This window comes from Halovulum sp. GXIMD14793 (assembly GCF_054457435.1).
The window spans coordinates 1-21,005 of record NZ_JBTLNE010000036.1 but is presented as its reverse complement, the minus strand read 5'-3'; the positions used below and the strand labels follow the sequence as shown (position 1 = coordinate 21,005).

Below are 21,005 nucleotides of genomic sequence, written 5' to 3'. Positions count from 1 at the left end.
CCTCCGTAGGCTGTGTGTGGCCGGGCTCATGACGCTACCTCTGTTGCCAACCAGCCATCTGCGTATAGCCGGGTTTGCTCGGGGCGGAAGACCAGGCCGATTTCTGCGCCCTGTTCCGGCAGCTCACCCTCGACAATAGCGGCGATACGGGTTTCGCCTGCCATCGCCTCGACCACGGCATGACGGCCCAGATCAGCAACCTTGCGCACCCGGGCGGGCAGACCGTCCGGGGACAGGCTGACGAATTCAGGGCGTATGCCGATTTCTGTCCGGCCAGAGGCACCGCTTTGAACCGGGCCTTCCAGGTCAACCGGGCGTCCGTCAAAAAATGCCGCGCCGTCGCGCAACTCACATGGCAGCACGTTCATCCCGGGCGAGCCTATGAAATGGCCGACAAAGATATGGGCGGGGCGTTCGAACAGATCCACTGGGGTGCCGATCTGCACGACGGTGCCGTGATCCATGACCACCACCTGATCAGCAAAGGTCAGCGCCTCGGTCTGATCGTGGGTGACGTAGATCATCGTTGCTTTCACACGCTGATGCAGCTCCTTAAGCTTGGAGCGCAGCTTCCATTTCAGATGGGGGTCGATCACGGTCAGCGGTTCGTCGAACATGACCACATTCACATCATCGCGCACCAGCCCGCGCCCCATAGAGATTTTCTGCTTGTTGTCCGGCGACAGGTTTGCTGCGCGTACTTTCAGCAGGTCCGTTACCTCCAGCATCTCGGCAATCTCGGCGACGCGCCGGTCGATTACATCCGCAGCCACGCCGCGATTTCGCAACGGAAAGGCCAGATTGTCCCGCACGCTCATGGTGTCGTAGATCACCGGGAACTGGAACACTTGGGCGATGTTGCGCTTGTCCGGGGGCAGGGCGGTGACGTCATTGCCATCGAACAGTATCTTCCCCTCTGACGGGGCCAGCAGGCCAGAGATGATGTTCAGAAGCGTCGACTTTCCGCATCCTGACGGCCCAAGAAGTGCATATGCACCACCATCCAGCCAGTCGAGGTTGATTTCTTTCAGCGCATAGTCATCCGGCCCCCGGGGGGCAGACATGTAGCTGTGGCGCAGGTTGGAAAGGGTGATCTTGGCCATCAGAACCTCATGCCGCCAACGTGCCGTCTGGGGCGAAATAGAAACAGTTGCTGGGGTCGAAATAGAACCGGTGATCCTCTCCCACGCGGTAAGGATGGACACCTGCTGACAGCGAAACCCAGTTAAGGTCGTCGATTGAGAAATGCGCGCTGGATTCAGAGCCGCTTAACTCTGTGACCTGCACACGTCCCAGCATCGAAACCTGCCCGCCGTTTTCCGTTGGCCAGACGTCACTGGGCCGTATCGCAATGGTATAATCTCCATCGGCCAGCCCCGTGGCATGGCCAGCCAGTGACCAACTGGTGACCGATCCCATATGTATCGTGTTTCCGCGCTTTGTCACCGGGGCCGCGTTGATCGGCGGATCAGAAAAGACGCGTGCGGCATCCAGCGAGGCCGGGCGGCGGTATATCTTTGCCGTTGGACCCAGCTGCACCACATGGCCGTCCTGCATAAGTGCGGTATGGCCACCCAGCAATAGCGCCTCTTCTGGCTCGGACGTGGCATAGACCACGACCGCGCCGCGCCCGGCAAACAGGTCGGGCAGTTGATCGCGTAATTCCTCGCGCAGCTTGTAGTCCAGATTGGCCAGCGGTTCGTCCAGAAACACCGCCTGGCTTTCCTTGACGATGGCGCGGGCCAATGCCGTGCGTTGTTGCTGTCCGCCTGACAATTCGCTGGGGCGGCGATGCAGCATGGGGCGCAGTTGCAGGATGTCGGCGACTTCCTCTACCCGGCCCTGAATTTCAGATGTCGCCATCTTCCCGACCTTGAGCGGGGAGGCGATGTTGTCAAAAACTGTCCAATGCGGGTAGTTGACGAAGAACTGGTGCACCAGAGAGATATTGCGTTTCTGCGGCGACAGCTTGGTTACATCCTGGCCGTTCATCAGGATCTTGCCGGATGCGGTCGGATCAAGCCCTGCCATCAGTTTGATCAGGGATGTTTTGCCAGCACCGGTCTGGCCCAACAGAACATTGAATTGACCTGGTTCCAACACAAGGAAGGTTTCCTTGATGTGGGTGATTGCGCCTGTGCGCTTGGTCACGTTCTGCAACTCGATGGTCATGTCAGGCGGGGTCCGTCATTGCGCCAGATAGGATCGGGCGAAAGGTTTGCACCTTTTGAAAAAGTAAGATTGCGCACCCTTGTCAGGGCGGCGGAGAGCCGGGGCACTGCTGCGCCCCGGCCTGTGGTTGTCAGTTCTCAGCCCAGCGGGCAACAAGATCGTCGTAGTTGACGGTCTCACCCTGTGGCTTTTCATTGTCCAGCTTGGCTTTCGCCCCGCCTTTGCCCAGCCATTCGGACGGATCCTTCGGCTCGTTCAGGCGCGGGCCACAGCCGCCATAGACATTGGCCTGCTCATCCGCAGCCTGCATGCGGGCCATGGTGATGTCCATTTCCTCGGCCAGACGATCCATTGCCTGCTGCGGGGTGAACGCGCCCGAGTTGACGTCCCCGATTTGCTGCCACCAGATCTGGGCCAGCTTCGGATAGTCAGGCACGTTGATGCCGGTCGGCGACCATGCCACCCGGTCGGGGGAGCGGTAGAATTCCACCAAACCACCCAGCTGCGGTGCACGCTCGGTAAAGCTTTCGTGCCGGACAGAGCTGTCACGCGCGAAGGTCAGGCCAACATGGCTTTTCTTCACATCGACAGTCTTGGAGGTCACGAACTGGGCATAGAGCCACGCCGCCTTGGCGCGATCCATCGGCGTGGATTTCAGGAAGGTCCAAGAACCCACGTCCTGATAGCCGACCTTCTGACCCTCTTCCCAATAGGGGCCATGCGGGCTGGGCGCCATCCGCCAAAGTGGGTTGCCCTCATCATCCACGGTGTTGTTGCCCGCAGATTTCGGGGCAACCATGTCAGCGGTAAACGCGGTGTACCAGAAGATCTGCTGCGCCACGTTGCCCTGGCTGAGCGCCGGAAGCGACTGGTAGAAGTCATAGGACGCCGCACCCGGAGGGGCGTAGTTCCGCAGCCACTCATCCCATTTGCGGATCGCATAGACCGCCGCTGGGCCGTTTGCAGCACCCCCGCGGGACACGCTGGCACCGACCGGATTACAAGTTCCGGCTTCCATACGGATGCCCCATTCGTCGATGGGCACGCCGTTCGGCTCACCTTTGGAGCCTGCACCAGCCATGGACAGCCAGGCATCGGTCATGCGCCAGCCCAGATCGGGTGCGCGCTTGCCGTAATCCATGTGGCCATAGATCGTGGTGCCATCGATTTCTTTCACGTCATTGGTGAAGAACTCAGCGATATCTTCATAGGCCGACCAGTTGACGGGCACGCCCAGGTCATAGCCATACTTTTCTTTGAAGGCAGCCTTTAGATCTTCGCGGTCGAACCAGTCCTTGCGGAACCAGTAGAGGTTGGCGAATTGCTGATCCGGCAGCTGGTACAGCTTGCCGTCCGGCCCGGTAGTGAACTGGATGCCCATAAAGTCATCAAGATCCAGCGTCGGGCTGGTCACATCGGCCCAGTCACCCGCCATCATATCGGAGAGCGGATAGGCCAGTTGCAGGCGTGAATGGGTACCGATCAGGTCACTGTCATTCACATAGCCATCATACAGATTGCGCTGCGTCTGCATCTGCGTCTGCACCGCCTGAACCACTTCGCCTTCGCCAAGGATCTGGTGGTTCACCTTGATACCGGTGATTTCCTCGAACGCCTTGGTCAGAACTTCTGACTCGTAGCCGTGCGTCGGGATGCCCTCAGAAAGAACATTGATCTCCATCCCGGCAAACGGCGCAGCGGCGTCGATGAACCACTGCATCTCGGCCATCTGCTCGTCCTTGGACAGGGTCGAGGGTTGAAATTCGTCATTGATCCAGCGTTCCGCTGCTGCAGCGTCGGCATAAGCCGAATTGGTTCCGACGATCATGGCCGTAGCCGCAACCGCGGAGAGCAGATACTTGCGCATCACTCACCTCCCTTAAGTTTGACGGGTGTTTTCACCCTGTCCGCTGAGCGTGAAATGAACAGAAGTGAAAGTCAAATGAAAATAACTTCTGGATTCCACAGGTGCGGATGCTCAATATGAAAGCAGGAGACTGAGCGAAAGACAATGGAACTAAGTGATCGTCAGCAAGAAATTCTGGGCCAATTGCGGCGCGACGACCGGGTCGAGGTGGAGGATATGGCACAGCGATTCGGTGTGACCACCCAGACGATCCGCCGTGATCTGGCGGAGTTGTGCGACCGTGGACTGGCCGCCCGCACCCATGGCGGTGCCAGGCGAATCGCCAGTGTGTCCAATCTGGAATATCGCGACAGGCGCGCCGAACGCGCGACCGAGAAAGAGGCGATTGGGCGGCTGGCAGCCACGCTGATCCCGAATGAGTGTTCGGTCACATTGAATATCGGCACAACGACCGAGCAAGTTTCGCGGGCGCTGACGGGGCATCAGGGGCTGGTGGTGCTGACCAACAATATCAACATCACCACCACCTTCATGGGCAGCAAACTGAAAGAGCTGATCCTGGTCGGTGGCAGTGTGCGTCAGTCAGATGGCGCGATTGTGGGGGAGGAAGCGGTGGAGTTCATTTCCCGCTACAAGGTGGATTACGCAGTCATCGGTGCGTCCGGGCTGGATCTGGATGGCTCCGTTCTAGATTTTGACGCCCGCGAGGTTTCTGTCGCCCGGGCAATCCTGCGCAACTCCCGCCACCGTATTCTGGTGTGTGACAGTGCAAAGTTCGATGTGACCGCGCCAGTGCGGATTTGCGATATTGGCGATATCGACACGCTGGTAACGGATCGCGATCCGCCCGCGGCGTTTGCCGAGGTTGCGCGGCAAGCAGACACCAGAATTCTGACTTTGGATCAGGCGGTCGCACATGCCTGAGCCTTTTGACATCTTTATCATCGGCGGCGGTATCAATGGCTGCGGCATCGCGCGTGATGCGGCGGGCCGTGGGCTGAAGGTCGGGTTGGCTGAGATGAACGATCTGGCCTCGGCCACGTCCTCTGCCTCAACCAAACTGTTCCATGGCGGGTTGCGGTATCTGGAGTTTTTTGAGTTCCGGCTGGTGCGCGAGGCATTGAAAGAGCGCGAGGTTCTGCTGCGTGCCATGCCTCATATCAGCTGGCCGATGCGCTTTGTCCTGCCATGTGATCCCGAAATGCGGTTCGAGGGTGGCACGCCAACATCCCGCCTGCTGTCGATCTTTATGCCCTGGGCGCGGGGACGTCGACCCGCCTGGCTGATCCGGCTGGCCCTGTTCCTCTACGACCATATGGGCGGGCGCAAAATCTTACCCGGCACGACCGTGCTGGATCTGCAGAATGTGCCCGAGGGTGAACCGCTGATCCCGCGTCTGAAAAAAGCGTTCGAGTATTCCGACTGCTGGATCGAGGATGCGCGCCTTGTGGTCCTGAACGCCCGCGATGCGTGTGAGCGCGGGGCAGAGGTGATGACCCGGACTAAGGTCATTTCCGCCCGTCGCGACAATGATCTGTGGCAGGTCGAACTGGATTGCGGCGGTGAACGGCGCAGCGTTCAGACCCGCGTTCTGGTCAATGCCGCTGGCCCTTGGGTGGCGGATGTTCTGGGGCAGGTGGTTGGCAGCAACAGTTCCAGCGGCGTGCGGCTGGTGCGTGGCAGCCATATCGTGACGCGGCGCCTTTACGATCATGACAAGTGCTATTTCTTTCAGGGACCGGACGGGCGCATTATCTTCGCCATCCCCTATGAACAGGATTTCACCCTGATCGGCACCACCGATGCGGATCATCCGGATGCCGCGCAGAAACCGGAATGCAGTGCAGAAGAACAAAGCTATCTGATCGCGTTCGCAGGCCGCTATTTCAAGCAACCCCTGACCGAGGCAGATATCGTCTGGACCTATTCCGGCGTGCGCCCGCTTTATGATGACGGGGCCAAGTCGGCGACGGCGGCGACGCGCGATTATGTGCTGGAACTGGATACCTCCGGCCCGGCGATGCTCAGCGTCTTTGGCGGCAAGATCACCACCTATCGCAAGCTGGCCGAGGCGGCCCTGTCCAAGATCACGCCGGTATTGGACATGCCCGATGACCCCTGGACGGCAGGCGTTGCCCTGCCGGGCGGGGATTTCCCGGTTGACGGGGTAGAGGCGCAGGTTCGCTCCCTTTTGGAACGCCACCCGTTTCTTGATCTGCGCTGGGCGCAGCGTTTGATCCGTGCCTATGGAACAGATGCAGCGGTGATGCTGGAAGGGGCAGAAACAGCGGCTGATCTAGGGGCCGAGTTTGGCGCAACAATCACCGCACGCGAACTGGATTGGGTCATTCAGAAGGAATGGGTGCGCGCGGCCGAGGATTTCCTCTGGCGCCGTACCAAGCTGGGTCTGCGCTTGAGCAAGGATGAGCAGGCGAAGGTCGGAACCTATATCCAGGCCAATTTGCCTGAACGCGTATCGCCAGGTAGCTGAGAACCTCAGGTTACTTCGGACCGTAATCCTCCCGTTTCACCAGCGCCGGGTTCCCCGCCATCAAAGAACGGGCGGGCACGTCTTTGGTCACCGCGGCCCCCGCGGCGATGAAGGCACCGTCGCCAATGGTCACCCCGTCGATAACGACAGCACCGCTACCAATGGTAACCCGTTCGCCAATCGTGCAATTGCCAGAAACAATGCTGCCCGGATGCAGCGTAGAGAACGCCCCGATCCGGCTGTGATGCCCAAAACTGACGCACCGTCCGATACGCACATGCTCTGCGATCTCAGAATATCCCGCCACCACGCATCCCGCATCGACTGAGCAGCCCGCGCCCAGATTGGTGCGTTGCGACACAACTGACGATGGGTGAACCAGGGTTGCAAACGCAAACCCCTCGGCTGCCTTTGCTTTGATCCAGTCCGCGCGATGTGTCGTGGCCAGCGAGGAGATCAGCAGACACTTTTCCTTATGCGCCGCTATATCTCCATCCCAAAGGATCGGCCGGCCCGCCAATTGTGCACCAACACGATCCCGATCCCGGTTCTCGACACAGCCGATAAATCGGACGCTTGGAACGGCTTCGAACATGTCGATGAACACCTCGGTATAGGCCGTGGTGCCGAGGATCAGGATATCGCGGCTCATGCTGATGCCAGTTCGCGCAAAATCTGGGCAATCCGACGGGCCGACCCTTCGGTCGACATCTTTTGTGTCAGGGTGTTACGGCAAGCGGCCACCATCGCCAATCGCCTTGGTTCATCCGCGACAAGATCGGCAATCTGTGCGGCAAGGGCGTCTCCCTTCGCTTCCAGATAATCAACGCCAGGGCGCAGTGGATCGGGAACCGATTGCGGTTCTGATGCCATGGCGGCACCATTTGCTGTTGCAAGATACCAGCGCATCCAGGCGGTATCCCAGAAATAGGTGTTTATGTTCAGGACAATTTTGGCGCGGTTCACCAGTCTGGTCCGTTTCTCGCCAAATGTGCCGCTGGTCCGAACCTCGACCGTCAGACCACGCTGCCTTAGATCGTCAACGATCCGGTTCAGCCTGCGCCGTCGCTCTGGCAGTTTGGTGCGCCCTATGAAGAGGACATCTATGTCGCGTGTTACGCCGCGAACCTCCCCATAGGAGGCATTGATCCCGGCAGGCAGGAATTCCGCCTCAATACCGCGGTCGGCCAGGAATTCAACTCGCTGGCCTGTGGTGACGCCGACCCGCTTCAGCCAGCCCATGCGCTGGCCGCGATAGACCCATGCCAGATTATTGATGGCGAACTGTATCGCCTTGCTTTCAACGGGGCCAGCCGCGTTTTTCAGGCCGAACCGGGCAATTGCTGCAAATGCCGGTCGCGACAGGGTCATCAGGACAGGTTTGCCACAAGTCAGCCGCCAGCGACTTGGGCTAAGAAGCAGACCCAGTCGTTCTGCCCAAGCGCGAAGCTCTACCGGGGGCAAGGGCTCTGCGATCCAGGAAATCACGGGTGGTGGGTTTGTGCATGTCTCAAGTGCGCGCACTGTGCGTTGCAGAGAGCCGACCGACCCGGCCAGGATCAACGCGTCGGCCTTCGGCAGTCGGGCCTCATCAGCAACGATTTCAATGTCGACCCCGGAGGCGCGGAAAGCCGCGAAAAGCGGCTCAACATTGAAGACCGAATAATGAGCTGGCGCAACAAGCGCGACCTTCAGGCGCGGCAGGACCTGAGGGATTTCGGCAAGCGCTACCACGCGGCACGCACGCCCAGCATTTGCCGCAGCTCTGCCGGGGATGCAACCGGGCGCAGTGACAGATCGGCCAGTTGTCTGATCCGTTCGACAAGGCTGGCATTTGTCGCCATCTGACCCTTGGCCAGCCACAGGTTGTCCTCCAGCCCGGTGCGAACGCCCGATGCGCAGGACAGGGCCAGCAGATGTGCCGGCAGTTGCGCCCGGGCAATCCCGCCGAGGCTGACATAGGATTCGGCGGGCATCTGCGCCAGGATGGCAGCGACAGAGGCAAGATCGGACTGCGCACCAGCCTCGTTTCCGAGAATGACGTTGAAGAAGTAGGGCGGCTTAAGCAGGCCCTCGGCGATCAGTTTGTGGGCGAATGCGACCATTCCCAGATCGAAGATTTCAAGTTCCGGCTTGACGCCTTGACGCAGCATGCGCTCGGCCAATGCGCGGATGCCATCGGGCGTGTTGATGCTGGCCCCGGTGGCGAAATTCAACGAGGACAGGGTAAGACTGGCCATATCGGGACGAATCTCTTCGGGCAAGTCAAGCACCGCGCCGCGCTGTTCCAGCGTCTGACCATGCCGTCCCGAGGTTGAGGCAACAAGCACCATCTGACGCAGACGGTCATCGCCGCGCAGGGTTGAGAACAACCGGCCATAGCGCCCGGCATCGCAGCTTGGCGTGCCGTCATCGTCGCGCACATGAAAATGTCCCATGCTGGTGCCCAGTTCGGCGCAGGCTACGGCATCTGCGTGGATCTCCTGCGTTGAATAGGGAACAGCCGGATTGCGGGTCTTGTCGGATACAGCGCCAGTGAAGGCCGTATTGATGATCAGTGGATCGGTCATGGTTTTAACTAGGTCTCAGCGTTTTTGTGTTGTCCAGGACCGGATTGCGTCAACAATCCGGGGCAATTCATGGGTCATCGCGGCATGCAGCGGCAGGCGCAGCAGGCAGTCACCGGCATGATCGGTTACGTGCATGGATCCGCAGGCGCGACCAAACCGCCGGCCGGCCGGGGCGGAATGCAGCGGCACGTAGTGTGTCGCAGCTTGAATCTGGTGGTCGGACAGATGCGCAGCCAGAGATTTCCGGCTGGCTTTGTCTGGCATATTCAGAAAATAGATATGCGCGTTATGCGAAACAGTGTCCGGCACCGAAGGCAGGCGGAAATGCCCCTCAGCGGCAAGCTCCTGCAAGGCGCTCTGATAGGCATGCCAGATATGCAGCCGCCGGTCGGTAATGCCGCGCGCATCCTCAAGCTGCGCGCGCAGAAATGCTGCGGTCAATTCGCTGACCACCTGCGATGACCCGACATCACGCCACTTATATAGCGCCACGCGGCCCGCCATGAAGGCCGCACGATCCGTGCCCTTTTCCCGCAGGATCGCGGCGCGATGGACCAACTCAGGGTCATTCACGACCAGCGCGCCACCTTCGCCTGCTGTGATATTCTTTGTCCCATGAAAGCTGAGGCAGGAGAGCGGTGACATACGCCCCGCAGGCAGACCGTCGCGTGTCGAAAGATAGGCCTGTGCGGCATCCTCAACAACGGTCAGATCATGCGCCCGAGCGATTGCCGTGATCGCGGCCATATCCGCTGGCACCCCGGCATAGTGAATGACAAAAATGGCCCGCGTTTTAGGCGTTATGGCCTCGGCGATCCGCGTCGGATCAATGTTGAAAGTCTCTGCGTCGACATCAACGAACACCGGCACCGCGCCACGCAGCACAACTGCGTTGGCGGTCGAGACGAACGTATAGGATGGCATGATCACTTCGTCGCCCGGGGCGAGATCAACCAGCAACGCGGCCATCTCAAGCGCAGCACTGCAGGAAGGCACCAGAAAAGACGCATTGCTGCCAATGGCACGGTTGATCAGCGCCTCGCAGCGTCTGCTTTCCTCGCCTGGACCAGCCAGCGCGCCACTTGCGATCACTTTCGTGACATAGGCTCGCTCGCATCCTAAAAAATCTGGATAGCTCAAAGGCACCGGCCTCAGGCCGACCTCGGTTGGAACATTCATTCCCGTTACCCCCGGAAAGCAAAACACGTCCGCTGAGGACGCCCCACACTCAATCAAAAGTCGCAACCGGCTAAACTATCGTTCATTATTCGCTCATAATAAACAAATTTTGCGTCCATCGCGGTGACATTAGGCACGTATTTATGCTTTGGAATGGAAGCGCTTCTATCAGTGAGTGCATGCCGCCAGGAGATTCGCTGGTAGATAATATTCGAATATCATTTTTGGTTATTTAGCGTTTTGAAATAAATGCGTTAATAATGGCTGTTGACCGGAAATACTTATCCATAATTTCATATTTTTACAGAACTGGATGGCTATTTCACGGTGTCAATGTTTGGATCAAGCGCAGCCTTAGCCTCAAGCGTTTTGACGAATGTCTTGATCAGGCGGGAAAACGCGCGGGGATCCGAACTTTCAATTGCTTTCTTCGGCTTCATCCAGACAACCTTGCGCTGGCCTTTTTCGCGGAACTCCTTGCGTAACTGATCTACCTCCAGCGGAAATACCTGAACCAGACAGGTGATCGCGCGTCGGCCGCCGATGTTCTTTCGATACTGGTAATAGCCGATCGGCTTGGAGGAAACCTTTCCGACCACGCCTGCCTCTTCCAGCGCCTCCTGCGCTGCGGCTTCTGCATGTGTCCGGCCGCGCATCGGCCACCCCTTGGGCGCGATCCAGCGGCGGGTCCGGCGCGAGGTTATCATCAGGATGCGCAGCTTACCCTTGGGCGTTCGACGATAGCATAACGCGCTGACCTGCAGCCGCATTTTGGCGGCTTTGGCCTTGCGCAAAGCACGCTTGTCCGGTTTGGAAACTTTACCCATGCATGTAGCTATCGTTTTTGGCTTGCAAATAACAAGCAAAGTTTGATGGCACTTGCAGTTTGCAGCAACAAACCGCAAGCAGAGCCATGGACATCTGGATTCCGATCACAATAGCGGCGGCATTTTTTCAGAATATTCGCTTCATGTTGCAGAAGCGTTTGACGGATCAACTAAGCACGCTGGGCGTCACCTATGCGCGGTTCTTGTTCGCGGCACCGCTGGCCGTGCTGGTGGTTCTGTTCCTGCTGGCAATGGGCCAGCCCTGGCCGGGGCTGACCGCCGGGTTTGTGATCTATGCCAGCGTTGGCGGTATCGCGCAGATCGTTGCGACGGCGCTGTTGGTGGCGCTTTTCTCGCTTAGGAATTTCGCGGTTGGCGTTGTTTATTCCAAGACCGAAACGGTGATGACCGCTGCCCTGTCGGCGGCAATTCTGACAGAACCGATTGGCTGGGCGGGGCTGGCTGCTGTTCTGGTCTCTGTCGCAGGTGTGATTCTTATGTCCCGCCCGCCTGATGCCGGGCGTTTGCTCGACGGCTTGTTTTCCAGGGCGGCGCTGATCGGTGTGGGATCCGGAGCAATCTTCGCCGTGTCCTCGATCAGCTATCGCGGCGCATCCCTTAGCCTTCAGACGGGCGACTTTCTGATCCAGGCCGCAGTGACGCTGGCCTTCGTCACGATAATGCAAACGCTGGTGATGACCGTCTGGCTTATGCTGCGCCAAAAAGGGGAGGTCGCGCGCGTCTGGAAAGCGCGCCGCATGGCGTCGCTGGTCGGGCTGACCGGGATGCTGGGCAGCCTTGGCTGGTTTGCGGCGTTTGCCTTGATCAATGCGACCTATGTCAAGGCGCTGGGGCAGGTGGAGGTCTTGTTCACAGTGCTCACCTCGATCTTCATCTTCAAGGAAAAGTTGCAGCGGCAGGAGGTGGCAGGGATCGCGCTGATCGTATCTGGTATATGGCTATTGCTGGCCTTCGCCTGACGGCAGGATCAGGATGGCGCGGAAATCGTTGACATTGGTCAGGGTCGGCCCGGTGATCAGCTGACTGCCAAGCGCACCAAAAAAGCTGTGGCCATCATGGTTGGTCAAGGCGGCATCCAGCGCCTGCACTCCGGCACGCACGATGGTATCAGGGCCGATCACGGCACCCGCGATCTCTTCGATCCCGTCGACGCCATCGGTATCGGCGGCCAGTGCATAAATCCCCGGCGCGCCGTTCAGCCCTTTGGCCAGACCCAAAAGATAGTCAACATTCCGCCCTCCGCGTCCGCTGCAGTTCTTGGGCAGCGTTACGGTGGTCACTCCGCCCGACAGCAACACCAGCGGGGCCGATGCAGCAGGCAGTTTGCGCTGATGCGTTAGCGCCAGGTCAGCATGCGCCTGGCCCAGCATCTGTGCTTCGCCTTCAAGGGCGTCGCCCAGAATTTGCGCGTTGCCCCCGGCACTCTTGGCGGTTTTGGCTGCCGCTTCCAGACTGCTTTGAGGTTTTGCTACAATTCTTGTCGTCGCGCGCGCCAGCCACGCATCCCTCGGCTTGATGCTTTCATTACCGCCATCCTGCAAGGCGGCCATGATCCTCTGAGTCAAAGCCAGCTTATACTTCAGCGCAACATCGCGCGCATCAGCCAACGTTGTCGGATCGCCTATCGTAGGGCCCGAGGCGATATCCGCAGGATCATCCCCCGGCACGTCCGAGATCAACAGCGCCGTCAGGGTTGCCGGGTATGCTGCAGCCGCCATCCGTCCGCCCGAAAGCTGGCCCAGATGGCGGCGCAAGCAGTTCATCTCAGATATTGTCGCACCTGAGGCCAGCAGAGACCGGTTCATCGACGCCAAATCCTCAAGCAAGACCCCCGCAGGCGGCAGCGTCAGCAGCGCCGACCCGCCGCCTGAGATCAGCGCGATGACCTGATCATCCGGGCCAAGGTCTGAGACAAGGCGCAGAATTTGCGCGGCGGCTGTTGCCCCGGCTGCATCGGGGACAGGGTGGGCTGCCTCGGCGATCTTGATCCGCTGACAGGGTACGGAATGGCCATAGCGGGTGATAACCAGGCCTTCCAATCCGGCCTCGGCAGGCCAGACACCCTCCAGCGCTGCGGCCATCGCGGCGGATGCCTTTCCCCCACCAACAACCACGTTGCGGCCAGACACGGGACGGGGCAGGGCACCGGGCACGATATGCTCGGGCATCGCTGCAGCAACGGCAGAATCAAAAAGGCGGCGCAACAATAGGTCTGGTTTCATGCAGGACAGTCCATTCGGTGGTGCTGGATGTGCAAGGCGAGAACGCTCGTCCGATGGCCGCCATTTTTGTCACATCCCTGATTGCAGTTGCCAGTCAACATATTGATGAAATGACATTTGTCACAGAGCCGCGCGATGCCTTGTGGTTCCTGCCGCCGCATACGCTAGCTTAGGATCATGCTGAATGGTTGGGACACCTCTGCTGAAGCCTGGATCGCGGATATGGGCGAGGATGGCGATTTTTCCCGCACCCATGTGCTGGATCAGCCCATGCTGGCCGCGGTCCGGCATCACAAGCCGGACAATCTGCTGGATGTCGGCTGCGGCGAAGGGCGGTTCTGCCGGATGGTGGCCCGCGAAGGCATTGAGGTCATGGGCCTGGACCCGACCGCTGCAATGCTGCGTCAGGCGCGCCTGTGTGATCCGGATGGGCGCTATGTCGACGGTCAGGCCGAGGCGTTGCCGTTTGCTGCAGGCAGTTTTGATATGGTGGTCAGCTACCTGACGCTGATTGATATCGAGGATTATCGCAAAGCGCTGTCGGAAATGGCACGTGTGCTGCGCCCCAGCGGGCATCTGCTGATCGCCAATCTCAACAGCTTTGTCACGGCGATCCCAGAGGATATGGAAAACTCCAGCTGGGAACGCGATGCAGCAGGAAACCGGCTGGCCGTGCGAATAGACAACTATCTGACACCAAGGGGCGGTTGGTTCGAATGGCGCGACATCCGGGTTTTCAATCATCACCGACCTATGCGCGATTACATGCAGGCCCTTCTGGGGCTGGGCTTGATGCTGATTGAGTTCGATGAACCGGGGCCATGCCGCGCGGATGGACCGGCAGAGGCGACCGATGCTCAGGCGCGTGTGCCGTATTTTCACATTATGTGCTGGCGCAAACCATAGCTGAAACCACTTGCCGCGTCCGGGCTTCCTGCTAATGCTCTTGGCATGGAAACGCCTGATAGTTTTGCAAAAGATGCTCTGAAGTGGCTGGACCGGCACCCGGACCTGTCCAGCCTGCGTGTCGCCGTGTGCGATTTCAATGGATGCCTGCGCGGCAAGCGCCTGCCGGTGGAACTGGCGCGCAAGGCGCTGATGGGCGAGGTGCGGATGCCCGGATCGCTGGTGGCGCAGGATGTCTGGGGCCGTGATATCGAAGGCAATCGCATGGTGCTGGAAGGCGATGGCGACTGTCTGTCGCAACCCACCGGGCGCGGTCCGCTGCTGATCGACTGGCTGGCCGAACCGACCGCCCTGGTGCCTCTGTGGTTTTTCAACGCGGATGGCAGTCCCTTGATGATCGACCCGCGGCAGGCGCTGGCGGCCGTAGTGGACCGTTACAAAGCGCGGGGGCTGATCCCGGTGGTGGCGACCGAACTGGAATTTTACCTTGTCGCCGGTGATCGGGCCCATCCTGCACCGCCCCCGTCCCCTATCACCGGGCGCCCTTTGCATGCAGATGGTGTGCTGTCGCTGGATGATGTGGATCATTTTGATGCCGTTTTGTCCGCCATCTATCGGGCCTGCAACGCGCAGGACATACCTGTCGATACAGCGATTGCCGAAGGCGGGCCGGGCCAGTTCGAGATTAATATCGAACATGTTGCCGACCCTCTGAAAGCCGCTGATGATGCCATGCTGTTCAAGCGGTTGGTTAAAGGGGTCGCGCAACAGCACGATCTGACCGCCAGCTTCATGGCCAAGCCATACCCGGATTGCAGCGGTTCAGGCTTTCATGTGCATTTCTCGCTGCTGGATGAAGATGGCAGGAATGTTTTTGATGATGGCACAGAGGCCGGGACGGCTATGATGCGTCATGCCGTGTCCGGGCTGTTGCAGGCCATGGTTCCATCCACCCTGATCTTTGCGCCGCACCTGAATTCCTATCGTCGCCTTCAGTCCGGCACCCACGCGCCGACCAAGGCAACCTGGGCCTATGAAAACCGCATGGCATCGATCCGTATTCCGGGCGGGCCAACCGCCGCACGCCGGATTGAACACCGGGTCGCGGGCGCAGATGCCAACCCCTATCTGGTGCTTGCCGCCATTCTTGGTGCAGCGCTGAATGGTATCGAGGATGCGCAGGAGTCGCCCGAACCGATTGACGGAAATGCTTACCATGCGGATGCACCTGACCTGCCTAGTTCCTGGGGCAGGGCGGTGGACGCATTCGGTGACGCAGGACCACTGGCGCGTATCTTCGCGCCTGAGTTCCTGCAGCTTTATGCGGCTTGCAAGGCTCAGGAATGGGATCGCTTTGCGGCCCAGATGTCCGAGTTTGAGATCACATCCTATCTGGAGGTCGTCTGACATGTCTTATGCGGGCAATGGCGCACATACCACGTCTTACTATGCGGCCTCGGCCAATCCGGCACCGGATCGTCCGGCGTTGACCGGCGATCATGCGGCAGAGATTTGTGTGGTCGGCGGCGGCTATACTGGCCTGTCCGCTGCGCTACATCTGGCCGAAAGCGGCCATGCCGTGACCTTGCTGGAAGGCGCGCAGATCGGCTGGGGCGCGTCCGGGCGCAATGGCGGGCAGATCGTCAATGGGCTGAACGCCTCGCTCGATAAAATCGGCTGGCTTTGGGGAGATAAGACCCAGGCCTTTGTCGGTGCACTGGTGCAGGAGGGCGGGCAGATCATCCGTGACCGGGTGGCGAAATACGATATCCAGTGTGATCTTAAGCCTGGCAACCTGTTCACGGCTTACACGCCCAAACAGATGGCCGAGCTAGAGGCAAAACAGGCGCTGTGGCGCAAATTCGGCATGGACGATCACGAGATGCTGGATCGCGAGGCGGTGCGCAAACATATTGCCTCGGATGTTTACGAAGGGGGCATGATCGACCATTCCGGCGGCCACCTGCACCCCCTGAATCTGGCTTTGGGTGAAGCGGCGGCACTGGAAAAGAACGGCGGCGTGATCCATGAACATTCGCCCGTCGTCTCTGTCGATCTGGATAGCCCGACCCCGGTAATCCGCACTGAAAAGGGCGTTGTTCGGGCGCAGACACTGGTTCTGGCCGGCAATGCTTATTTGGGCCGTGTCGTGCCGAAACTGACCAACCGGGTGCTGCCAGCCTCTACCCAGATGATGGCGACCGAGCCGCTGGGGGAGCGCGGCGATGCGCTGTTGCCGACGGATAGCTGTGTTGAGGATTTACGTTACATCCTTGATTACTATCGCCTGTCCGCGGACAAACGCCTGATCTTCGGCGGTGGGACCGTCTATGGCGGAACCGACCCCAAAGATGTGATCGCCAAGCTGCGTCCAAACCTGGAAAAGGTGTTTCCACAGCTTAAAGGTGTCAAAATCGACCATGCGTGGTCTGGCAACTTTGCCCTGAGTTTCACCCGTGTCCCGCAACTGGGACGTCTGAATGACAATGTGTATTTTGCACATGGCTATTCCGGGCACGGCGTCACCGGTAGCCACCTCTTCGGGCGTATTTTGGCCGAGGCAATAAATGGTGACTTGTCGCGCTTCGATACTTTTGCCAATCTTCGCTGGATGCCCTTCCCGGGCGGCCGCATGTTCCGTGTGCCATACTCCGTTGTCGGTAGCTGGTGGTACGGACTGCGCGACCGGATGGGCCTGTAACCAACAAAAACGGGAGTGTTCTTTCATGAAATCAGCTCTGCCCCTAAGTGTCGCTGCGATCCTTGCCGCCAGCCCTCTGGCCGCACAAAAGGTGCTGAATTTCTACAACTGGTCTGACTACATCGCCGAAGATACCATCGAGAAGTTCGAGGCGGAGACCGGGATCAAGGTCAACTACGACGTCTATGACAGCAATGAGGTGCTTGAGGCCAAGATGCTGGCGGGCAGTTCGGGATATGATCTGGTCGTGCCAACCTCTGAGTTTCTGCAGCGTCAGATTGCAGCCGGGGCCTATCAGCCGCTGGACAAGTCCAAGTTGCCCAACCTTGCCAATATGGATGCCGACCTGATGAGCGCGGCGGCTGCCTATGATGCCGATAATGCGCATTCGGTGATCTATATGTGGGGCACCACAGGCATCGGGTACAATGTTGGTGCCGTGCAGGAACGACTTGGCGCAGATACCCCCATCGACAGCTGGGCACTGGTTTTCGACCCCGAAGTATCGGCCAAGCTGGCTGATTGCGGCATAAGCCTTCTGGATGCCCCGACCGAGATGCTGATGGCGGCGATGAATTATGCCGATGTTGATCCACGTTCGACCGATGCGGCGGATCTTGAAAAAGGTGCAGAAGTTTTGGAGGCTGTCCGCCCCAATATCCGCTACTTCCATTCATCGCAGTACATCACGGATTTGGCAAACGGCGACATCTGCGTTGCGGTCGGCTGGTCCGGGGATATCTTTCAGGCACAGGCTCGCGCTGCAGAGGCAGAGAATGGCGTCGAAGTCGGCTACATCATCCCCAAAGAAGGGGCGCTGCAATGGTTTGACATGATGGCGATCCCGGTGGATGCGCCAAATGCTGAGGCAGCGCATAAATTCATCAACTTTGTGATGGATCCACAGATTACAGCCGATATCACCAACTATGTCTGGTATGCGAATGCCAATACTGCATCGCTGCCTTTGGTGGATGAGGAGATCACCTCGGACCCTGGTATTTTTCCCACCCCAGAGGCGAAAGAGAACCTTTGGGCGGCGCAGGTTTATAACGCCCGCACCGACAGGGTCATTACGCGGCTCTGGACCCGGGTAAAAACCGGACAGTAAACTCAGGGCACCGACAGCTTTGTTGTCGATGCCTTCTGGCCCCGGGGACATCCATGACCGACGATTATTGTGTAGCTGAAGCCAGACCCTGGCGGTCTGCCGATACCGCGCCCTTCGTGCGGATCAGGAATATCGCCAAGACATTCGGGGATTTTGTCGCCGTTGATGATATTTCGCTGGATATCTGGAAGGGAGAGTTGTTTTGCCTTCTTGGTGGGTCAGGCTGTGGCAAATCAACCCTGTTGCGGATGCTCTCGGGTTTTGAGTTGCCAACTTCTGGCACGATCGAGATTGACAGCCAGGACATGAGCCGGGTGCCGCCGAACAAGCGCCCGACCAATATGATGTTCCAGTCCTATGCACTGTTTCCGCATATGTCGGTGGAAAAGAATGTTGCTTATGGATTGTTGCGCCAGGGGATGGGCAAGACTGAGGCAATGGCCAAGGTTGCCGACATGCTGAAGCTGGTGCAACTGGACAAGTTCGGCGGACGCAAGCCGCATCAATTGTCCGGCGGGCAGCGGCAGCGGGTCGCCTTGGCGCGATCTCTGGTCAAGCAGCCGAAACTGTTGCTGTTGGATGAACCGCTGGGCGCGCTGGATAAGAAGCTGCGCGAGGAAACCCAGTTCGAGTTGATGAACATCCAGGACACGCTGGGAATTACCTTTGTCGTCGTGACCCATGATCAGGAAGAGGCGATGACCCTGGCGACACGCATCGGCGTCATGGATCAGGGCGTGATCCGCCAAATCGGTGAGCCGCGCCAGATTTACGAACACCCTGAAAGCCGCTTTGTGGCCGATTTTATCGGTACGGTTAATCTTTTCGAAGGGCAGGTCGATGTGGCGGCGCCGGATGCTATGCGCATCGCTACAGGTGATGGGCCGGTGCTGGTCGACCCGATGCCAGGGCTGACGGCGAAACAAAAGGTTGCGGTGGCCGTGCGGCCGGAGAAGATCGTCCTGACACGGCAGCGCCAGGAGGCCCGCAACGTGATGTCGGCAACTGTGCAGGACTATGCCTATATGGGCGATGTGACGATTTTTAAACTGCAGCTGGATAGCGGCCGGTCGGTCAAGGTGACGACCGCAAATGCGGATCTGGAGGAGGCCCCTATCACGTGGGATGAAAAGGTCTGGCTCAGTTGGCCGACCCGGGCCGGTGTGGTGCTGACACAATGAGTGCAGATCGTGCCATGGTGGGTTTCACCCACCCTACGGGGAATGCGGGTAGGGTGGGTGAAACCCATCATGGGCGGCTGATATGACGCGCTGGTTTGTCATTGCGATCCCGATGCTGTGGCTGTTGGTTTTCTTCCTTTTGCCGTTTCTGGAGGTGGCGCGAATTTCGACTGCCGATCCTGCGATTGCCATGCCACCTTACACAAAGGTGTTCGACGGCTGGAGCTTTGTCGGGGATTTTGAGAACTATGCCTATCTCTGGTCGGAAAACCTCTATCTTAAGGCTTTCTTGAGTTCTATTAAGACGGCACTGATTTCGACCATCTTTGCGCTGCTGATCGGTTATCCCATGGCCTATTACATTGCGCGCAGCCCAGAGCCGCGGCGGACCATTCTGCTGCTGCTGATCATTTTACCTTTCTGGACCTCTTTTCTGCTAAGGGTTTACGCGTGGATCGGGCTGATGAACCCGAACGGGATCATCAATACCATCCTTCTGGGCACTGGCGTGATCAATGAACCACTGGTGATGCGTCAGACCGAAGTCGCGGTTTATGTCGGTATCGTCTATACCTATCTGCCGTTCATGATCCTGCCGCTTTATGCCAATCTGGTTAAGCTGGACGACGCCTTGCTGGAAGCCTCGTCCGATCTGGGGGCCAGTGCGCCGGCAACCTTCTTTCGGGTGACACTACCTTTGTCGCTGCCCGGTATTCTGGCGGGGTCCATGCTGGTGTTTATTCCGGCCATCGGAGAGTTTGTTATTCCGGCTTTGCTTGGCGGTCCTGACACGCTGATGATAGGGCAGGTGCTATGGAACGAGTTTTTCTCGTCCCGCGACTGGCCGCTGGCCAGTGCTGTGGCAATAGCGATGCTGTTGCTGATCGTGTTGCCGATGGTCTGGGTGCAAAAACTGATGGAGCGGGCGTGATGCGGCGATCCCTATTCTTGTCGCTTGCGACCTTGTTTGGATTTATTTTTCTTTATGTCCCGATCCTGTCTCTGGTGGCCTATTCGTTCAACGAAAGCAAGCTGGTAACGGTTTGGGGGGGATTCTCCGTCAAATGGTATGCAGAGTTGTTTCGCGATCCGCAGATCATTGATGCCGCGCTGGTCTCCTTTCGTGTTGCTGCGATTAGCGCGACCCTGGGAACGGCGCTGGGCACATTGGCCGCGCTGGTTCTGGTGCGGTTTGGTGCGTTCTGGGGCAAACCGATCCTGCGGGGGATGACCACAGCGCCCCTGGTCATGCCCGAAGTGATTACAGGACTGTCCCTGTTGTTGCTGTTTGTTGCGATGGAGCGCGCCATTGGCTGGCCCGGAGGGCGGGGGCTGTTGACCATCATTATCGCACATACAACCTTTTGCATGGCCTATGTTGCTGTGGTTGTGCAATCGCGCCTGGTGGATATGGATAACAGTCTGGAAGAGGCCGCACTCGATCTTGGTGCGTCCCCGGTGCGGGTGTTTTTTGATGTGACCCTGCCGGTGATCGCACCGGCGCTGGTGTCGGGCTGGTTGCTGGCGTTTACGCTCTCGCTGGATGATCTGGTGGTGGCGAGCTTTACATCCGGGCCGGGGGCGTCGACCTTGCCCATGGTGATTTTTTCCAAGGTGCGGTTGGGGGTCAGTCCGGATATCAATGCGCTGGCCAGTCTGATTATTCTGGTGGTGGCCATCGGTGTTGGCGCTGCGGCGCTGATTATGCGTAAGCGCGGGTGACACCGGTCCCGGCCGGGGAGGCTCCCGCCCGCCCA

The 21,005-nt window shown here is 58.9% G+C and carries 20 protein-coding genes; 11 read left to right on the top strand and 9 right to left on the bottom strand.

The genetic code is table 11. The features are described from left to right. Nucleotides 1-26: 26 nt before the first annotated feature. The 3 genes from ACW9UQ_RS11580 to ACW9UQ_RS11570 all read right to left on the bottom strand — a co-directional run bounded on the left by ACW9UQ_RS11580 (nt 27) and on the right by ACW9UQ_RS11570 (nt 4,039). On the bottom strand, nt 27-1,103 hold the full coding sequence (locus ACW9UQ_RS11580) for an ABC transporter ATP-binding protein (RefSeq protein WP_458931175.1): 1,077 nt from the start codon (nt 1,101-1,103) through the stop codon (nt 27-29). 7 nt (nt 1,104-1,110) lie between these two features. Continuing rightward, complete coding sequence (locus tag ACW9UQ_RS11575) at nt 1,111-2,172, bottom strand: ABC transporter ATP-binding protein (protein ID WP_458931174.1); 1,062 nt, start codon at nt 2,170-2,172, stop codon at nt 1,111-1,113. A gap of 130 nt (nt 2,173-2,302) precedes the next feature. Beyond that, nucleotides 2,303-4,039: an ABC transporter substrate-binding protein gene (locus ACW9UQ_RS11570; RefSeq protein ID WP_458931173.1), complete on the bottom strand. Its 1,737-nt coding sequence runs from the start codon at nt 4,037-4,039 to the stop codon at nt 2,303-2,305. 144 nt (nt 4,040-4,183) lie between these two features. On the opposite strand from ACW9UQ_RS11570, the gene ACW9UQ_RS11565 reads away from it, so the two are divergent. Together ACW9UQ_RS11565 and glpD are read left to right on the top strand one after the other, a co-directional pair. Further along, nucleotides 4,184-4,963 carry a DeoR/GlpR family DNA-binding transcription regulator gene (locus tag ACW9UQ_RS11565; RefSeq protein WP_458931172.1) on the top strand — a complete coding sequence of 260 codons (780 nt, stop codon included), beginning with the start codon at nt 4,184-4,186 and terminating at the stop codon, nt 4,961-4,963. Then, on the top strand, nt 4,956-6,530 hold the full coding sequence (gene glpD / locus ACW9UQ_RS11560; RefSeq protein ID WP_458931171.1) for a glycerol-3-phosphate dehydrogenase: 1,575 nt from the start codon (nt 4,956-4,958) through the stop codon (nt 6,528-6,530). The genes ACW9UQ_RS11565 and glpD overlap by 8 nt, the downstream gene beginning before the upstream one ends. A 10-nt stretch (nt 6,531-6,540) precedes the next feature. On the opposite strand, the gene ACW9UQ_RS11555 is transcribed toward glpD, so the two are convergent. The 5 genes from ACW9UQ_RS11555 to ACW9UQ_RS11535 form a co-directional block, all read right to left on the bottom strand. Further along, entirely contained in the window at nt 6,541-7,182 is a 642-nt protein-coding gene (locus ACW9UQ_RS11555; RefSeq protein ID WP_458931170.1) for an acetyltransferase, read from the bottom strand. Further along, entirely contained in the window at nt 7,179-8,264 is a 1,086-nt protein-coding gene (locus tag ACW9UQ_RS11550) for a glycosyltransferase family protein (RefSeq protein WP_458931169.1), read from the bottom strand. The genes ACW9UQ_RS11555 and ACW9UQ_RS11550 overlap by 4 nt, the downstream gene beginning before the upstream one ends. Further along, complete coding sequence (locus ACW9UQ_RS11545; RefSeq protein WP_458931168.1) at nt 8,258-9,100, bottom strand: beta-keto acid cleavage family enzyme; 843 nt, start codon at nt 9,098-9,100, stop codon at nt 8,258-8,260. Before ACW9UQ_RS11545 ends, ACW9UQ_RS11550 begins: the two co-directional genes overlap by 7 nt. A 15-nt stretch (nt 9,101-9,115) precedes the next feature. Then, nucleotides 9,116-10,279: a dTDP-4-amino-4,6-dideoxygalactose transaminase gene (gene rffA, locus ACW9UQ_RS11540; protein WP_458931167.1), complete on the bottom strand. Its 1,164-nt coding sequence runs from the start codon at nt 10,277-10,279 to the stop codon at nt 9,116-9,118. Nucleotides 10,280-10,596: 317 nt separating this feature from the next. Further along, nucleotides 10,597-11,106 carry an NUDIX hydrolase gene (locus ACW9UQ_RS11535; protein ID WP_458931166.1) on the bottom strand — a complete coding sequence of 170 codons (510 nt, stop codon included), beginning with the start codon at nt 11,104-11,106 and terminating at the stop codon, nt 10,597-10,599. 86 nt (nt 11,107-11,192) lie between these two features. Here ACW9UQ_RS11535 and ACW9UQ_RS11530 point away from each other — a divergent pair, with 86 nt between their 5' ends. After that, complete coding sequence (locus ACW9UQ_RS11530; RefSeq protein WP_458931165.1) at nt 11,193-12,086, top strand: EamA family transporter; 894 nt, start codon at nt 11,193-11,195, stop codon at nt 12,084-12,086. Here the strand turns inward: ACW9UQ_RS11530 and ACW9UQ_RS11525 are convergent. Further along, a complete protein-coding gene (locus ACW9UQ_RS11525) occupies nt 12,066-13,349 on the bottom strand; it encodes a glycerate kinase type-2 family protein (RefSeq protein ID WP_458931164.1) in 1,284 nt (427 codons plus the stop codon). The two genes, ACW9UQ_RS11530 and ACW9UQ_RS11525, sit on opposite strands and share 21 nt — an antisense overlap. A gap of 17 nt (nt 13,350-13,366) precedes the next feature. Between ACW9UQ_RS11525 and ACW9UQ_RS11520 the strand changes: the two genes are divergently transcribed. From ACW9UQ_RS11520 to ACW9UQ_RS11485, 8 genes are all read left to right on the top strand, one after another. Then, entirely contained in the window at nt 13,367-13,522 is a 156-nt protein-coding gene (locus tag ACW9UQ_RS11520; RefSeq protein ID WP_458931163.1) for a hypothetical protein, read from the top strand. Between the two features lie 4 nt (nt 13,523-13,526). Then, nucleotides 13,527-14,255, top strand: a complete 729-nt coding sequence (locus ACW9UQ_RS11515) for a class I SAM-dependent methyltransferase (RefSeq protein WP_458931162.1) — start codon at nt 13,527-13,529, stop codon at nt 14,253-14,255. A gap of 45 nt (nt 14,256-14,300) precedes the next feature. Next, nucleotides 14,301-15,662, top strand: a complete 1,362-nt coding sequence (locus ACW9UQ_RS11510; RefSeq protein WP_458931161.1) for a glutamine synthetase family protein — start codon at nt 14,301-14,303, stop codon at nt 15,660-15,662. A 1-nt stretch (nt 15,663) separates the two neighbouring features. After that, on the top strand, nt 15,664-16,956 hold the full coding sequence (locus ACW9UQ_RS11505) for an NAD(P)/FAD-dependent oxidoreductase (RefSeq protein ID WP_458931160.1): 1,293 nt from the start codon (nt 15,664-15,666) through the stop codon (nt 16,954-16,956). 25 nt (nt 16,957-16,981) lie between these two features. Continuing rightward, nucleotides 16,982-18,067, top strand: a complete 1,086-nt coding sequence (locus ACW9UQ_RS11500; protein ID WP_458931159.1) for a polyamine ABC transporter substrate-binding protein — start codon at nt 16,982-16,984, stop codon at nt 18,065-18,067. A gap of 53 nt (nt 18,068-18,120) precedes the next feature. Then, a complete protein-coding gene (locus tag ACW9UQ_RS11495) occupies nt 18,121-19,248 on the top strand; it encodes an ABC transporter ATP-binding protein (RefSeq protein WP_458931158.1) in 1,128 nt (375 codons plus the stop codon). A gap of 82 nt (nt 19,249-19,330) precedes the next feature. Next, a complete protein-coding gene (locus ACW9UQ_RS11490; RefSeq protein WP_458931157.1) occupies nt 19,331-20,179 on the top strand; it encodes an ABC transporter permease subunit in 849 nt (282 codons plus the stop codon). After that, nucleotides 20,176-20,970 carry an ABC transporter permease subunit gene (locus ACW9UQ_RS11485; RefSeq protein ID WP_458931199.1) on the top strand — a complete coding sequence of 265 codons (795 nt, stop codon included), beginning with the start codon at nt 20,176-20,178 and terminating at the stop codon, nt 20,968-20,970. Before ACW9UQ_RS11490 ends, ACW9UQ_RS11485 begins: the two co-directional genes overlap by 4 nt. Nucleotides 20,971-21,005: the final 35 nt, after the last annotated feature.

Bases quoted from the DNA above. Each gene is read 5' to 3' on its own strand.
- ACW9UQ_RS11580 (WP_458931175.1), bottom strand. From the start codon at position 1,103: ATGGCCAAGATCACCCTTTCCAACCTGCGCCACAGCTACATGTCTGCC.
- ACW9UQ_RS11575 (WP_458931174.1), bottom strand. From the start codon at position 2,172: ATGACCATCGAGTTGCAGAACGTGACCAAGCGCACAGGCGCAATCACC.
- ACW9UQ_RS11570 (WP_458931173.1), bottom strand. From the start codon at position 4,039: ATGCGCAAGTATCTGCTCTCCGCGGTTGCGGCTACGGCCATGATCGTC.
- ACW9UQ_RS11565 (WP_458931172.1), top strand. From the start codon at position 4,184: ATGGAACTAAGTGATCGTCAGCAAGAAATTCTGGGCCAATTGCGGCGC.
- glpD (WP_458931171.1), top strand. From the start codon at position 4,956: ATGCCTGAGCCTTTTGACATCTTTATCATCGGCGGCGGTATCAATGGC.
- ACW9UQ_RS11555 (WP_458931170.1), bottom strand. From the start codon at position 7,182: ATGAGCCGCGATATCCTGATCCTCGGCACCACGGCCTATACCGAGGTG.
- ACW9UQ_RS11545 (WP_458931168.1), bottom strand. From the start codon at position 9,100: ATGACCGATCCACTGATCATCAATACGGCCTTCACTGGCGCTGTATCC.
- rffA (WP_458931167.1), bottom strand. From the start codon at position 10,279: ATGAATGTTCCAACCGAGGTCGGCCTGAGGCCGGTGCCTTTGAGCTAT.
- ACW9UQ_RS11535 (WP_458931166.1), bottom strand. From the start codon at position 11,106: ATGGGTAAAGTTTCCAAACCGGACAAGCGTGCTTTGCGCAAGGCCAAA.
- ACW9UQ_RS11530 (WP_458931165.1), top strand. From the start codon at position 11,193: ATGGACATCTGGATTCCGATCACAATAGCGGCGGCATTTTTTCAGAAT.
- ACW9UQ_RS11525 (WP_458931164.1), bottom strand. From the start codon at position 13,349: ATGAAACCAGACCTATTGTTGCGCCGCCTTTTTGATTCTGCCGTTGCT.
- ACW9UQ_RS11515 (WP_458931162.1), top strand. From the start codon at position 13,527: ATGCTGAATGGTTGGGACACCTCTGCTGAAGCCTGGATCGCGGATATG.
- ACW9UQ_RS11510 (WP_458931161.1), top strand. From the start codon at position 14,301: ATGGAAACGCCTGATAGTTTTGCAAAAGATGCTCTGAAGTGGCTGGAC.
- ACW9UQ_RS11505 (WP_458931160.1), top strand. From the start codon at position 15,664: ATGTCTTATGCGGGCAATGGCGCACATACCACGTCTTACTATGCGGCC.
- ACW9UQ_RS11500 (WP_458931159.1), top strand. From the start codon at position 16,982: ATGAAATCAGCTCTGCCCCTAAGTGTCGCTGCGATCCTTGCCGCCAGC.
- ACW9UQ_RS11495 (WP_458931158.1), top strand. From the start codon at position 18,121: ATGACCGACGATTATTGTGTAGCTGAAGCCAGACCCTGGCGGTCTGCC.
- ACW9UQ_RS11490 (WP_458931157.1), top strand. From the start codon at position 19,331: ATGACGCGCTGGTTTGTCATTGCGATCCCGATGCTGTGGCTGTTGGTT.